This window comes from Kroppenstedtia sanguinis (genome assembly GCF_050433445.1).
Classification (GTDB): Bacteria; Bacillota; Bacilli; order Thermoactinomycetales; family DSM-45169; genus Kroppenstedtia; species Kroppenstedtia sanguinis.
This window is the reverse complement of the sequence record NZ_JBNPXF010000012.1, coordinates 1-14,020: the sequence shown is the minus strand read 5'-3', so window position 1 is coordinate 14,020 and position 14,020 is coordinate 1. Positions and strand designations below refer to the sequence as shown.

At 51.0% G+C, this 14,020-nt stretch carries 15 protein-coding genes; 11 read left to right on the top strand and 4 right to left on the bottom strand.

Annotation, left to right across the window (positions count from 1 at the left end; translation table 11 throughout):
- Nucleotides 1–25 precede the first annotated feature (25 nt).
- Entirely contained in the window at nucleotides 26–2,071 is a 2,046-nt protein-coding gene (locus tag JOD24_RS08830; RefSeq protein WP_380164833.1) for a transglycosylase domain-containing protein, read from the bottom strand.
- 515 nt (nucleotides 2,072–2,586) lie between these two features.
- Here JOD24_RS08830 and speE point away from each other — a divergent pair.
- The 4 genes from speE (at nucleotide 2,587) to argS (ending at nucleotide 6,760) form a co-directional block, all read left to right on the top strand.
- Complete coding sequence (gene speE, locus JOD24_RS08825; protein ID WP_380165241.1) at nucleotides 2,587–3,426, top strand: polyamine aminopropyltransferase; 840 nt, start codon at nucleotides 2,587–2,589, stop codon at nucleotides 3,424–3,426.
- 3 nt (nucleotides 3,427–3,429) lie between these two features.
- Nucleotides 3,430–4,302 (top strand): agmatinase, encoded by an 873-nt coding sequence (gene speB, locus JOD24_RS08820; RefSeq protein ID WP_380164984.1) that lies wholly within the window; start codon nucleotides 3,430–3,432, stop codon nucleotides 4,300–4,302.
- 359 nt (nucleotides 4,303–4,661) lie between these two features.
- The gene (locus JOD24_RS08815; protein ID WP_429246779.1) at nucleotides 4,662–5,093 is read left to right on the top strand and encodes a YwiB family protein; all 432 of its coding nucleotides are present in this window, start codon (nucleotides 4,662–4,664) and stop codon (nucleotides 5,091–5,093) included.
- On the top strand, nucleotides 5,090–6,760 hold the full coding sequence (gene argS / locus JOD24_RS08810; protein ID WP_429246763.1) for an arginine--tRNA ligase: 1,671 nt from the start codon (nucleotides 5,090–5,092) through the stop codon (nucleotides 6,758–6,760). The genes JOD24_RS08815 and argS overlap by 4 nt, the downstream gene beginning before the upstream one ends.
- A gap of 618 nt (nucleotides 6,761–7,378) precedes the next feature.
- Here argS and JOD24_RS08805 read toward each other — a convergent pair.
- Nucleotides 7,379–7,957, bottom strand: a complete 579-nt coding sequence (locus JOD24_RS08805; RefSeq protein WP_380164988.1) for a hypothetical protein — start codon at nucleotides 7,955–7,957, stop codon at nucleotides 7,379–7,381.
- Nucleotides 7,958–8,137: 180 nt separating this feature from the next.
- Here JOD24_RS08805 and JOD24_RS08800 point away from each other — a divergent pair, with 180 nt between their 5' ends.
- From JOD24_RS08800 to JOD24_RS08780, 5 genes are all read left to right on the top strand, one after another.
- Nucleotides 8,138–8,290, top strand: a complete 153-nt coding sequence (locus JOD24_RS08800; protein WP_380164990.1) for a hypothetical protein — start codon at nucleotides 8,138–8,140, stop codon at nucleotides 8,288–8,290.
- A 62-nt stretch (nucleotides 8,291–8,352) separates the two neighbouring features.
- The gene (locus JOD24_RS08795; protein ID WP_380164992.1) at nucleotides 8,353–8,667 is read left to right on the top strand and encodes a hypothetical protein; all 315 of its coding nucleotides are present in this window, start codon (nucleotides 8,353–8,355) and stop codon (nucleotides 8,665–8,667) included.
- Between the two features lie 807 nt (nucleotides 8,668–9,474).
- Entirely contained in the window at nucleotides 9,475–10,281 is an 807-nt protein-coding gene (locus JOD24_RS08790; protein WP_429246762.1) for a ParM/StbA family protein, read from the top strand.
- Nucleotides 10,274–10,597 (top strand): hypothetical protein, encoded by a 324-nt coding sequence (locus JOD24_RS08785; protein WP_380164996.1) that lies wholly within the window; start codon nucleotides 10,274–10,276, stop codon nucleotides 10,595–10,597. The genes JOD24_RS08790 and JOD24_RS08785 overlap by 8 nt, the downstream gene beginning before the upstream one ends.
- Before the next feature lie 346 nt (nucleotides 10,598–10,943).
- A complete protein-coding gene (locus JOD24_RS08780) occupies nucleotides 10,944–11,198 on the top strand; it encodes a hypothetical protein (RefSeq protein WP_429246761.1) in 255 nt (84 codons plus the stop codon).
- Between the two features lie 488 nt (nucleotides 11,199–11,686).
- Here the strand turns inward: JOD24_RS08780 and JOD24_RS08775 are convergent, their stop codons facing one another.
- Complete coding sequence (locus JOD24_RS08775; RefSeq protein ID WP_429246760.1) at nucleotides 11,687–12,073, bottom strand: LysR substrate-binding domain-containing protein; 387 nt, start codon at nucleotides 12,071–12,073, stop codon at nucleotides 11,687–11,689.
- Nucleotides 12,045–12,557 carry a LysR family transcriptional regulator gene (locus JOD24_RS08770; RefSeq protein ID WP_429246759.1) on the bottom strand — a complete coding sequence of 171 codons (513 nt, stop codon included), beginning with the start codon at nucleotides 12,555–12,557 and terminating at the stop codon, nucleotides 12,045–12,047. Before JOD24_RS08770 ends, JOD24_RS08775 begins: the two co-directional genes overlap by 29 nt.
- Before the next feature lie 160 nt (nucleotides 12,558–12,717).
- On the opposite strand from JOD24_RS08770, the gene JOD24_RS08765 reads away from it, so the two are divergent.
- Both JOD24_RS08765 and JOD24_RS08760 read left to right on the top strand, forming a co-directional pair.
- The gene (locus JOD24_RS08765) at nucleotides 12,718–13,047 is read left to right on the top strand and encodes an MFS transporter (protein ID WP_429246758.1); all 330 of its coding nucleotides are present in this window, start codon (nucleotides 12,718–12,720) and stop codon (nucleotides 13,045–13,047) included.
- A gap of 35 nt (nucleotides 13,048–13,082) precedes the next feature.
- Nucleotides 13,083–13,895 carry an MFS transporter gene (locus JOD24_RS08760; protein ID WP_429246757.1) on the top strand — a complete coding sequence of 271 codons (813 nt, stop codon included), beginning with the start codon at nucleotides 13,083–13,085 and terminating at the stop codon, nucleotides 13,893–13,895.
- Nucleotides 13,896–14,020: the final 125 nt, after the last annotated feature.

The window sequence follows — 14,020 nt, the reverse complement described above, 5'->3', positions numbered from 1 at the left end:
GAAAAAAGAAAAATGGTGGGCCGGGTTAACCGGTCCACCATTTTTTGATCCGTTGCCACAGGGAAGGTGGGGGTGAATCCACAGATGAGGGATGGGCTGTACAGGTGCGCTTCGGCTCCGTTCCAGCCAGGAACCAGTGATCGACGGAACGGGGGCAGGCCGGCCCGGCCCGTTCTCCCGTTTCTGGATCCACCTTGGCTTTGACAACCCCGGCAGGAGGTTGAAACCCTTGTGCAGGGGTCCCCTTCAATGCGGCGCGCATGTAGCTTCCCCAGATGCCGTGGGTGAGACGGGAGGCCCCATCGGGAAGAGCCTTCCCACGATCGAATCCTACCCAGACCGTGGTGGCCAGACGGGGGGTGTACCCGGAGAGCCAGGAGTCCCAGTCCGTGCTACCAGTTTTCCCTGCCACCGGTCGAGCCAGCATCTGTTTGACCCGGTTGGCAGTTCCTCCTGGGGCAAACACCCCCTCCAGCATCCGGGTCATGACAAAGGCTTCTGCAGGAGTGATCACCTGTTCCGGTGCGGATCGGCTTTCTGATAGGATTTTGCCCTCTGCGTCCTCCACTCGCAGGATGGAGACGGGGGAATGATGCACCCCTCCGGCTGCCAAGCTGGCGTAGACTTGAACCATGTCAAAGGGACTGACAGCACTCGTTCCCAAGGCGAGAGAGGGAACGGGTTTTAACGGACTTCCAATTCCCAGGCGCCGCCCCATGCGAACTGCTTTCTCCTCGCCGATGGCTAAGTGGGTATGGACAGCGTAAATGTTGTCCGAAGTGGCCAGGGCTTCCGCCATCGTGATCGGTCGGTTGGCATAGCGGTTGCGATAGTTGGTGGGTCGGTAATTGCCACCCTGGTAAACGAAGGTGGTCGGTTTGCTGTCAAAACGGGAGACAGGGGTGAATCCCTGTTCCAGAGCCGCCAGATAGAGAATCGGTTTGAAGGTGGATCCCGGCTGTCGTTTGCCGAAGATCCGGTTATACTGGGAACGACTATAGTCTTTGCCACCGACCAGCGCCCGGATCTGGCCGTTTCGTGGGTCGATGCTGATCAGGGAAGCTTGGAGTTCACCGCTGTTTTTCAGATATTTATGGATGGACTGCTCTGCTTCTTCCTGCATCTTCAGATCCAGGGTGGTATAAATCTTTAATCCGCCGTTTTGCAGCAGACTCTCATCTAAGCCCAACCGGTCCGCCTCCTGAATCACGTAATCCCGGAAATAAGGGGCTCGGGCGGGCTGAGAGCGGGGAGGATCGGCATAGACGAGAACTTCGTTTTTGGCGGCTTCGGCTTCCTGGGAGGTGATCCGCCCCGACTGGGCCATCCGGTCTAGGATCGATTCCTGACGCGCCTTGGCCCGATGGGGATCATTCAGGGGAGAATACCAGCGGGGCCCTCGGGGGATCCCGGCTAGCATGGCACTCTCCGCCAGGGTGAGGTCATGGGCCGATTTCCCGAAATAGATGCGGGCTGCCCGTTCAATGCCATGGGCTCCATGACCGTAATATATCTTGTTCAGATACATCTCCAGAATCTCTTTCTTGGAAAAATGGATCTCCAATTGGGTGGTCAAAACAGCCTCCCGCCATTTGCGGGACCAGGTCCGGTCATGGGTCAGATAAAGATTGCGAGCTAACTGTTGTGTGATGGTGCTCGCTCCCTGGGATACCCGGCCTTGTTTCAGATTGATCCATATCGCGCGCAGAATCCCCTGGGGGGAGAAGCCCCAATGTTCGTAAAATCGTTGATCCTCCGCCGTCAATGTCGCCTCTTCAATCGATCGGGGGAGCTCTTTCAACTGAACCGGGTCCCGTCTCTCCCCGCGATCCAGGGTATCGATCAACTTGCCGTGGCAATCCAGAATCCGAGTGGTCAGTCCCAGTTGCGGAGGCGGCAGAGGTTTAGATTTCAAATACAGAAGGGTGACCAGCGCCAAACTGACTCCAACAACCAAGCAGAATCCAAACCAGCGCAGGAACATCCGGCTCAGGGACCACCACTTCTCCAGGGGAAGTTGCTTCCAGTCCGGTGTCTCTGGCGGCAAGGAATGATTAAGTTCATCTCCCATCGGATTCCACTCCTTGGATGGTTCCATCTTGGACAACTCGTCATGAACCGGATAAAAACCCATGAAATAGTATGAGAGAAAAGAGATTCCTCTATGCATAAGGGAGCGGGTATTTCTTTGCATGGTCTAAAAGCAAGCCACCTCCTAGCGCCTCCTCAGCTAACATTGTGTGGAAAATCACAGATGGGATGGGATGGTGGGGATTTGATTCGCCTTTGTACCCATAGGGCACAAGTCTCGCCAAGGTCACTCCGTTCCCGGTCTCGCTATGCGCTCTTTGCAAGAGATCGGAGCCGCCCCCACCCTCCCGCCCCCGCTTTGCTGAAAAACAAGATCAAAGTTGCCTGAAGGGGCACTAGAATCACCTTTTTTCTCGGTTGGACTCCTTCCTATTTTGTCTCCTGCAGGGGCAGATTCTTAAGCCATGATTGTCTCCGAAGGAGAGTTGGATTATTCTAAGGAAAGGTTTTTTATTCAGGATACGGATCAGCGGAAGGAGTCATGGAACGATGGACATGGAACTTTGGTATACAGAGAAACAGACTCCCCACTTCGGGATCACGGCCAAGATTAGCCGCACGCTGCACCATGAACAGACTCCCTTTCAGAGAATGGATGTGATCGAGACGAATCAGTTCGGGCGTATGCTCGTGCTGGACGGCATGGTGATGACCACAGATCGGGATGAATTTGTTTATCATGAGATGTTGACCCATGTAGGTATGAACACCCATCCTTCACCGAAACGGGTGTTGGTAGTTGGCGGGGGAGACGGCGGGGCGATCCGAGAGGTATTGAAACATCCTGCTGTGGAAAAAGCGGTTCTGTGTGAGATCGATGGCCGAGTGATTGAAGTTTCCCAAGAATACTTTCCAGAGATTGCCGGTGCTTTGGGGGATCCCCGGGTGGAGATTCGGGTGGAAGACGGTATCAAGCATATCGAAGATCATCCGGAGGAGTATGATGTGATTCTGGTGGATTCCACGGAGCCGGTGGGGCCGGCGGTGGGATTGTTTCAGAAAGCCTTTTATCAGGGGATCTTCCAAGCTCTGCGGCCCGAGGGAGTGATGGTGGCGCAAACGGAATCCCCTTGGTTCAACCGAGATCTGATTGCACAGGTGTACCGAGATCTCTCGGATACTTTTCCCATCACCCGGCTGTACACTGCCAGCATTCCCACGTATCCCAGTGGACTGTGGAGCTTCACACTGGGTTCCAAGGGGCCAGATCCACTAAAAGTGCCGCCGGAGCGACTTCAAGTACCGGATACCCGGTACTACCAGCCGGAGTTGCATCAAGCTCTTTTCCAGTTACCCCGCTTTGTGGAGGAATTGACGATTCGGGAGGCGAAATGAAGGATGCGATTGGATGAAGCTTATTCCGGTAATGTATTTATCGGGGCGCATCCGGAGTTGGAATCCTCCTCTATCGTGATCTACGGTATGCCGATGGATTGGACGGCCAGTTTTCGCCCTGGCTCTCGCTTCGGCCCCAAACGGATTCGGGAAGCGTCCCTGGTGTTAGAAGAGTTCAGCCCATATCTGAGGCGGGATCTTTCCGAAGTAAACTATTATGATGCTGGCGATCTCCCTCTGCCCTTTGGCAATCCCGAGCGAAGCACGGTCGCCATTGGAGAGTTCGTGGAGCGGATCATGCAACAGGGGAAGATGCCTCTGGGGATCGGCGGAGAACATCTGGTCACCTGGCCAGTGGTCCGAACTCTGCGTAAAACTTACGGGGATCTGGCGGTGATCCAACTGGATGCTCACGCCGATCTGCGGACTGACTATGAAGGGGAAAGCTTGTCCCACGCCACTCCCTTGCGCAAGATCGCGGAGTTGCTGGGTCCGGAAAATGTATACCAGTTTGGTATCCGCTCCGGGACACGGGAGGAGTTTGCATATGCGGAGCAGGGGAAAATCCATTTTCATCCCTTTGAAGTGCTCCAGCCCCTGAAGGAAGAGCTCCCCGGTCTTCAGGGACGGCGGGTGTATGTGACTGTGGATATCGACGTGCTGGATCCAGCCTTTGCACCGGGGACTGGAACGCCGGAACCCGGTGGGATCACTTCCAGGGAACTTTTGCAGGCGATTCATCTGATCGCTCGTTCCGATGTGGAGGTGGTGGGAGCCGATCTAGTGGAAGTAGCCCCAATCTACGATCCTACCGAACAGACCCCGGTGACTGCGGCCAAGGTGATCCGGGAGATGCTCCTCGGCTTCTCCCGCTGATCCCTATCGGGAAACGTTGTGAAAAAGCTGTTCATAGGGAGAATTGGTTACCGACCCGGCCAGCACGAATACTCAATGCTTCTAGTGCTCCCTCAGCGATCATTGTGTGGAAAATCAGAGAAGGGAAAGGATGGTGAGAAGGCGGAGAGCCTTTGTACCCATAGGGCACAAGTCTCGCCAAGGTCACTCCGTTCCCGGTCTCGCTATGCGCTCTTTGCAAGAGATCGGAGCCGCCTCACCACCCCTGTTCCCACCTCGCTGAAAACAAGATCAAAGTTGCCTGAAGAGGCACTAGGTCACTGGAAATGGCAGATTGCCCATGATAAGATACAAAGCAATCGAAAGGAGAGCGATCAGCCCTGAAACAGATCCGACTTTCGATCATCTCCACGATCGACCCGGAAGACAATAGGGATCCTGAGGAGATTTCACAAGAGATGGATGGCCGGTGGATCGAACGGGAACAGGAATGGGTGCTGAAGTACACAGAAGAGCCGGGGACACCGGATGAAGTGAGGACGACGGTGAAAGCCGGAGAAGAGGAAGTCACGATTATCCGGCAGGGAATGATCGCCTATAGACAGAGGTACCATCCCGGAGAGACCACCATCTGTGTGGTGGAGACACCAGGGGGCTCATCAGAGATGGAGGTTCATACTTTGGCCTACCGGCGGGAAAGGAAAGAGATGCGGGGACAGATTCAATTTTCCTTTCGCCTGAGGATGGCCGGGGAACCGATGGGCCGGTATCAGTTGCTGATTCAATGGACGGAGGTGCCTGACCAAGCATGAATGCATTGGAACGGATGAAGGAGAACCTGAGACAGGAGATTCGGGAGGCAGTGCTCCGAGCGGGCTTGGCGACAGCAGAGGAGCTCCCGGAGGTGGTTTTAGAAGTGCCCCGGGAAAAATCCCACGGGGACCTGGCGACCAATATGGCGATGCAACTGGCCCGAATCGCCAAGAAAAACCCCCGCCAGATTGCTGAAATAATTGTGGCTGGGATCCACAGAGATCAGGTGGCAATTCAAGAGATCCATATCGCAGGTCCCGGTTTTATCAACTTTTTTATCGATCGTTCTCAGCTGCGCGAAGTGTTGGTGGAGATCGGGCGAGCGGGGGATACCTACGGCCGCAGTTCTGCTGGCAACGGGGAAAAGGTCCTGGTGGAGTTTGTCAGCGTCAATCCCACCGGCAGTCTTCACTTGGGACACGCCCGGGGGGCGGCGATCGGCGATGTGCTGTGCAATGTGATGGAAGCCGCGGGATATGATGTGACCCGGGAATATTACATCAATGATGCTGGCAATCAGATTCGCAACATGACCCTGTCTCTGGAAGCCCGCTACCAGGAGGCCCTCGGCCAAAAAGTGGACTTTCCCGAGGATGGCTATCGCGGTCAGGACATCGTCGAATTGGGAAAACAATTGGCCGAGGAGGAAGGAGACCGGCTACTCCGTCTGGATGAAGAGGAGCGGTTGGCCTGGATTCGCCGATACGGTCTGGACCGGCTGTTGGAAGGAATCCAAAAAGACCTGCAGGATTACCGGGTTCAATTTGACAGCTGGTTCAGCGAACAATCCCTGCACGACTCTGGTTCGGTCCAAGGGAGTGTGGAGGAGCTGACCCGACTGGGCCAGACTTATGAGCAGGAGGGAGCGCTCTGGCTGAAGTCCTCTCAGTTTGGAGATGATAAGGACCGGGTGTTGGTGAAACAGGATGGTTCCTACACCTATATCACTCCGGATATCGCGTATCATCGCAACAAATACAATCGGGGCTTTGACCGGATCGTCGATATCTTCGGTGCGGATCATCATGGCTATGTCCCCCGGATGAAAGCGGCCATGGCTGCCCTGGGTTTCGATGTAAACAAGATGACTTTCCTCATCACCCAGATGGTGAAGCTGTACCAGGGTGGAGAATTGGTCAAAATGTCCAAGCGGACGGGGAAGGCGATCACTTTGGCGGAACTGATGGAGGAAGTCGGAGTGGATGCCACCCGATACTTTTTTGCATCCAGAGGGCCAGACAGCCACTTGGATTTCGATATGGATCTGGCGGTTTCCCAATCCAACGAGAATCCCGTCTTCTATGTACAGTATGCTCACGCCCGCATCAACAGTGTCTTTCGTCGGGCCGGGGAGCAAGGGATTGAGGTGAAACTGGATCCGGAGAGCCTATCCGCCTTGCAAGAGGAAGCGGAATTGGATCTGTTGCAGAAACTGGCGGAATTCCCCGAGGAAATCGCTACCGCAGCCCAGCAGATGACACCCCACCGGATCGTCCGCTACCTATATGATTTGGCCACCCAGTTGCAAAGCTACTACAATGCTTACCGGGTGATTCAAAAAGATGAAAGGTTGACCCGCGCCCGTCTCTCTCTCTTGCTCGGGGTGGCCCAAGTGTTGAAAAGCGGTCTCCAGATGATCGGCGTCTCCGCGCCGGAACAGATGTAGTGGAACTGATGAAAAGACCGGACCCGAGGGTTTCCCCGCGGGTCCGGTCTTTTACTTGCGCGACTGCCGGTGGCTCCAACGGCCCCACGAACAGCAGTTCGGCACCCATGCATGCACCGGCGACCGCAAAAGAGTAGATCAATGCGATCACCTGGTTATCCCTCGACATCCCGATACCCACCTTTTCCAAGTCATTATCATCTCTACAGTCACAATTGTGGGATCGAAGACGGAATCTGTTGGTTGAAAAGTTTTTGCGAAGCTCACAAATACAGAGGATAGCACCACCCTTCTCCCAGGTCGCAATCGTGTTTATGTCCGATGGTTGACAAAGGGGGTTATTCAGGGTTGGCTTTTATAAAAAATCAGGCGTGTTGATTAGCCATATTTTAGGCAAGAAATTGGGTCGGGATGGTGGGACGGTGAAGAGCCTTTGCACCCATAGGGCACAAGTCTCGCCAGGGTTGCTTTCCGCTCCCGGGTCTCGCTATGCGTTCTTTGCAAGAGATCGTAGCCGTCCCACCATCTCCGTCCCCTCAAGCAATATTTTACGATGGAGGCAAGGGGAAGAGCGAAAGGTCAGTTTTGTTTCCATTCCACCACCCATTTCCTGGTTAATCAACAGCCCTGCCCCCCATGGGCGCCCAGGTGAGGAAGGCCGCTCCCACGGTCCTTTTCCGGGAGTAGCCCCCATGGTTTCGCCAGTTGTTCCAGGGCAGAGAGAATGGACCAGCTCCCGTCTGCTGTCATCTGGAGCGGGTCTCCCAAAGGCACTGTGGAGGCGAGTACGGCTATAGATCCCTCAGCTTGGGGCAACAGGAGGGCCTGCCGCTCTCTGACAGGTCTGGTGCGGAAGTGGAGGCTACCCTCTATCGATTGCACGGAGAGACAAAGATCTCCGGAGAGGGCCTCCCGTTGAACTTGGAGAACCAAAGATTGGCGAAGGGGATCCGTGATGACGGTCTGGTTTAACCCGAAGCGCCCCTCGCTGTCCTTGAGGAGTTGTCGAAAAGCGAGCGAGTCTTCTTCCGCTGGTTCCACCTGTGAGGCATTCTGTAGAGGAATCGCCTCATCGGCGCCCCTCCACTGCCATTGGAGAAATCGGGGAGAGGAGGGGTTCGGATAGCAGATTTCCTCCAAAGCTCCCTCACTCAACGTGAACCAGACCTTGGAATGATGATTTTGCGCGGTGCCCAACCCAGTCGATACTTGGTTTGTGATGATGGTTTCATCAGGTGTGCTCCTCCTCCGTTTGTTGTTGTTTCCGCCCTTTCCTTTCCTGAGCGAACCGGCATATTCTAAGATGAGGACAGATTCGAGGAATATCCGGTCGGGCCGGATGAGTCACTCTGGGAACCCAGGTTGTGAGGTGAGCTCATGAGCTTTTGGCTTGAAACGGCCATCGCTTTGCCCCTGGCGCTGTGGTTGCTGTTTTTTATCTTCCTGTCTTTAGGGACGATCTGCCCCCCTCTCGGTGCGGGCCTCCGGAATTCCGCCGTTGAGGGGGATTCCTTCTCTCCGATCTGTTGAAAGATTGAAACAACAAGGGATATGATATGGAAAAGTTGATCAGATGGAGGAGGGTTCAGATCGTGAAACTGTTGCGATGGGTAGCGGTGGCTATGTTTTTTCTGATGGTGTCCACTCTCTGGCCCTACAACCTGTATGCTCAATCCAAGACCTCTGAGGTGGAAAGTGGAGAACAGAGGGAGACTCGATTTTCGGTGGAGCGACTGAACATACAAGAGAAGGGGATCGAGGCGACTCGGGTGAAGCAAAGGAGCAAAGAAGTTGAAAAAGTGGATGTTCGATGTCGGGCCGGTCCATCAGAACTTCCGCTGAAATCTAGGCAGTCACTCAAGGGAGGTCCCACTTCTCTCTTTGCAACCCGTGAGCCGCTGGGCTGAGGATCGCTGGCCCTTCTTCCCGATCCGATAGGTGGCTGGATCCCCGTCCCCTCAAGCGATATTTTACGATGGGGGCAATGGGAAGAGCGAAAGGATCGTTTCCTTCCTAACATCCATTTTGTGGTTAATCAACAGGGGATTTTAGATGAGGGGATCATCTTCTGTCAGGTGACTCGCTCTTTCCAGAGCACAAGTTCGGCTCCAGCCGCTCCCCCCGGCCTCGCTAGGACAGACACGATTTCCTGACCCATAGCATGTTTTCACTTGCAATCTTGCCAACTCTCCTCGGATGAATGGTGGCACATTGCTTTAGGAGGTGATTCTGTAAAGTGATTCTTGCATAGGATGGGAGCGTGGCAAGTCCATTCAAGTGTTTAAGGAAAGAGGGCCCGGACCGGCCCTGGATTTCCCAGATCCGCCCTTGCCCCTGGTAACGGTGAGGATGGACGGTTTGGTAGCACAGGACTCCCTTCCTCCGACTGTTTTCTAGTTAGTTAACAGCCCTGTTTGAATCAATCTCCTGTTTTCCCCGGTGATTCTGATCCGGCTCCTGTCAAGGGAGCCGGTTTTCTTTTCAAAAAGGGTCTTCTTCTGTGACCATACTTAGGATCTCCCTTTCAATAGGGAAACTGTTTTTTAATAGGTACTTTTCAAAATTATTATAGTGAAATCATGTTAAAAAAATCAGTCGACTCTGTCCACCGGTTATTGTATAATCAATTGTATATACAATCTTCTTTGTGAGTTTGCAATTGTATATACATATGTATAGTTTCCTGTGATCATATCTCAAGGAGTGGTTGAATCATGTCATCCCAATTAGTGGCAGTGGATGCAGGTCGTCATGGCACAAAAGTAAAATGCAAGGAAGAAGGTGGAACCTTTTGGTTTCCCAGTGCCGTCAGTAAGGCGATTGAAGGTCATCGCGAGTCTCTGGAGGAGGATTTGGAAGTCCGTTACAAGGGCAAAGCTTATTTCATCGGAGAACTGGCACAGCGGGAAGGGTATCCTCAACGTCTGATGACTGAATCGAAGGTTCACGAGCAGACGTTATTGGAAGTTCTCGTCTCTGTGTTTAAATCGGAAATAGCGGGCAGCTGCCAAGTGATGACCGGCCTCCCGATCAACCTTTATACCGATGAGCGGGAGCGGGCGGGAGTGAAGCGTTTGCTAGAGGGGAAACACGATCTCACAGTGAACGGCGTCTACCGGGAAATTACCATTGAAAAAGTGGGCCTCGCCCTGGAATGTGCCTCCAGTTTTTTTGCCAAACCGGAACCAGGCACGATCCGAATTCTCGATCCGGGAGCCCGCACCACCAACTACGCTACTTTCCAGGATGGTACGTATATCGGGAGAGAGTCTGGCACGATTCCCTTGGGGTGGGATAGTGTGCGTGGAGCCGATGCGGAAGTGATGGCGGGCCAGATCGTCTCTGAGATCGGGAAGTCATGGAATCCTTCGGACCGGGTGAAGATTATCGGGGGAAATGCGGCACCTTTGGAGGAACCCTTGAAAAGAATCGGATTTGGATTCGCCTATGCTGCGGAAGATCCCATGTTTGCCAATGTAGATGGATTTTATGCTATAGGAAGGAGCCTCATCCATGCCTGATCCGGATCCGTATGAAGGGAAAAATCGAGTTCATCGTTTGGTCAGCTTCAATCCCCGGGATCGTACGCAACGGATGTTGTTGGAGTATATCGATCAGCGGGATGTGAATTTCAGCGGGTTGGTCAAACATCTATTGTTTGCCCATCTGACGGGGAGTGGACATCCGGCAGGGCCCTTTGCCACTTCCTCCGGCACTGATTTGAGGGGGAAGGGGCAAAGGGGGACTCCGTCCCCGCTGGAATCCACCCACTCTTCCTCTTCGGTCGCATCCACCTCCAATAAACCCCTCTTCGGTGGAATGCCCGTGGACTTTTGACCGCACAAGGAGCGGTCTTTTTTATCGGCAAATAAGCTTGGTGCGACCGGCTTCCACCCCCTTTGAAATAGGCGCGGAAGTGACGAAATCTTTTGCTCTGTGGCCAGTGCGTGGAAAAAACCGATCTTTTCTGTCCAAAATATAGATTGAAAATAAAGGTGATCGACTGGGTTGAGTAACGGTCAGGATTTTCGGATCAGTCTGGGTGGGGGAGGTCCGTTGAAGAGGGGATTTCTGAACCAGACGAAAATTCTGTATAATAGAGGAAAGACCAACAGTGGAGCGCGGATCTGTTTGTATCGAAGAGTTTTCCCAGAGAAATCGGAGGTGAAAAGGAGGGAGTATGGTGTGGGATCGTAAGCGCGGTCTGCTTCGTGAGGAAGGGGAGTGGGTCCTGTATGCAGATCGTTCCATCCGCGGGGTGATCACTGAGGATCACTGTTCCCGTTGTGGGGCACCTGCTGTTTTTTCAGAAGAGTATGTGGCTTATTGTTGTTTGGTTTGCAATGAGTGGTTGGAAGGAGATTGTGGCAATCCGGATTGTGCCATTTGTTTACACCGACCGGTTACACCTTTTCCTCCCGATCCCAACCCTGATTGAGAGGAGAGAGTTGTCGGGATCAGAATTTACATTTGAGCCCAGGAGGATATCCGAGAAGTATGGGATTTCTACGTCTCCCAAGATGAGTAAGATGAGTCGCTCTGGAACAAAAGGGTGATGTCGAGGGACGGATTCTTTTGTTCTGAAAGGATGCAAGAGATTGTACAGCGACGGAGTGTCTCGACAGAGCAAAACCCAGCCCACCCTGCATAGTGTGACTAGGGAGAGAAGCGACCTTGGTACGACTTGTGCCTTATGGGTACAACGGTCGCGTGGTAATACAAAATCCCCCCCCACTAAAATATGGATAGGGTGTGTCTGGCCATTCAAGTGCTGAAGGAAAGATGGTACCACCCGGTGCCTCAAAGTACGCCACACCCTGGAAGCGTGGTGAAAACATCGGAGGGAGGGTTGGGTTTCACATGGAGTGACTTAGGCTCGCAAGAACAACGGAACGAGATGTGAAACCCATTTCTTTGGGTGCCAAATCAAAGTAAGTTTTTATATTTATTTTTCGCAAGTTCACTAAAGCTTGTCAAAGCCGGAGTTTGCTGAGTATTATTTCGCTGTATAAAAACAGTTGTTGCGCGACTATAATCAACAGGTACAGAATGAAATCTAATCTCTTCGTAACTATATTCCTGAGCTACTGAACGAGATACTAAAGCAACACCTAAACCTGCTTTTACACAACCAAAAATACCATCTAAAGTATTAAACTCCATTCGTTTAATTGGACGAATCCCTTCAGAATTTAGCCAATTCTCCAGCTTTTCCCGGTAACAGCAGCCAGAGTTAAAAACAAGTATAGTCTGATCCTCGAGATCACTTGCAGACCGAATGGGTTTATATCGCGCAGCTGAAATTAATACCAATTCCTCCTCCAAAAAAAACAGATGACTTTAAATCCGAACGATTTACAGGACCCACAACAAAAGCACCATCTAATTCATAATTAATTACCTTGTCAATTAACTCTTCAGATGAGGACGTTACCAATGATATATATACATCGGGATAACTCAGATGGTAATCCTTTAACAAAGGGGGGAGATGAACCGCAGCTATAGATTCTGTAGAACCTATTTTTAATGGTCCTTGAGGATCAAGAAATGCACTTTTAGCCTCGGTTATTAATTGCAAAATTCTATCCGCGTACTGAACGAGTATTCTCCCAGCAGGAGTTAATATCATACCTTTGCCCCCGTTGCGGTAAAATAACTTAGTTTTCAACTCTTTTTCTAGACGTCCAATCCGAGTTGTAACATTAGACTGCACATAGTTTAGTTCTTCTGCTGCTTTGGAGACACTTTCATGGCGGGCAACTGATCGAAAAAATTGAAGGTCACGAACATCCATTTATCACACCTCTGAATCAATAAAAATGATTAAGTATATCTTTATTATTCATTTTACATGATGACATGTAGCTTTTACACTATTATTTAAGTGAGGAGGGATTATTATCAAGTCAATAACATCCCCGTTTGAAAAAAAATTTCGATGGGTTATGTTAGGATTGGCTACTTGGGCTCAGGCATCTGCAACATTTGTAACATATGGTGTGGGGCCTTTAGCAGCTATTTGGCAACAAATCTTTTCTTTGTCCCAGACACAAGTAGGATTACTTATTTCCGTAGTAAATATTGGACCTCTTTTATCCATGCTGTTTATAGGCCATGCATTGGATCGGTATGGTGAACGCTGGATTATTGGTGTCGGTTCTGTTTTACTTGGGCTTACCATGGGATTAGTTTCTCTTACAAGTAGTTATGGAACTTTTCTTTTCGTTTTGTTTTTAGTCGGAATTCATTATGAACAGCACAACCTGGAGGTAGCAAAGTTGTAGTTAAATGGTTTGATTCAACACAAAGAGGTCTCGCTATGGGCATTCGCCAAGCAGGAATACCCATTGGGGGTGCTATGGCCGGATGGCTCATTCCATTGCTCAGTACTCGATATGATTGGTCAATTGCAGTAGTATGTCAAGCCGTCTTAGCCATTGTTGGAGGTCTGATGTTTCTTTTTATCTACAAAGATCCCGTTACTGAAAATAATAAATCAACTAATGACTACAATTTTATGGTCGAGTTAAAAAACCTACTTAAGCAAAAGCAATTGTACCCTCTCCTTTTCACAGGATTTGTCCTTGTCTCTCTACAAATGATATTGGTTGCTCATTTGATGACATTTTTGCAAAACATAATGGTGCATGTAACTTTAGTCACAGCAGGACAAATGCTATCTATTTGTTTATTGTTTGGAATGATAGGACGAATAACATTAGCATGGTTGAGTGACAAAGTTTGGAAGGGCGATAGAGTACAACCGCTTATATTAACTATTTGGTCTGTAGTATTGGGATTATTAGCTTTAGTATTCCTACCCCAAAAAACGCCGATCTTTATAATATTCATTCTTTGTGCTTGGCTAGGTTTTTTTGGGATTGGTTGGTACAGTTTATTTATTGTACAGGTTGCAGAAAAATCCCGGCCTGACTCAATCGGTTTAACAGTAAGCTATGCATTAACATTAAATCAGTCAGCAATCATTTCCGCTCCCTTTCTATTTGGGTTGCTTGTTGATTTGCAAAGCTCTTACTTTTGGTCATGGATAATTTTAGTCATGCTTTTATCTATAAGCGGCATCTGGCTTTGGAGCGATAAGCGAAGTTATATGTCGGAAAAGAACGAATAAACCTATAATTATTATGAAATATATAAAATATCAGGGCTGTTGATTAACCAGAAAATGGGCAGCGGAAGGGAGTCGTGTGCTGCCAAAGCGACCTTTGCGCCACAGGCACTACAATCTCGATGGGC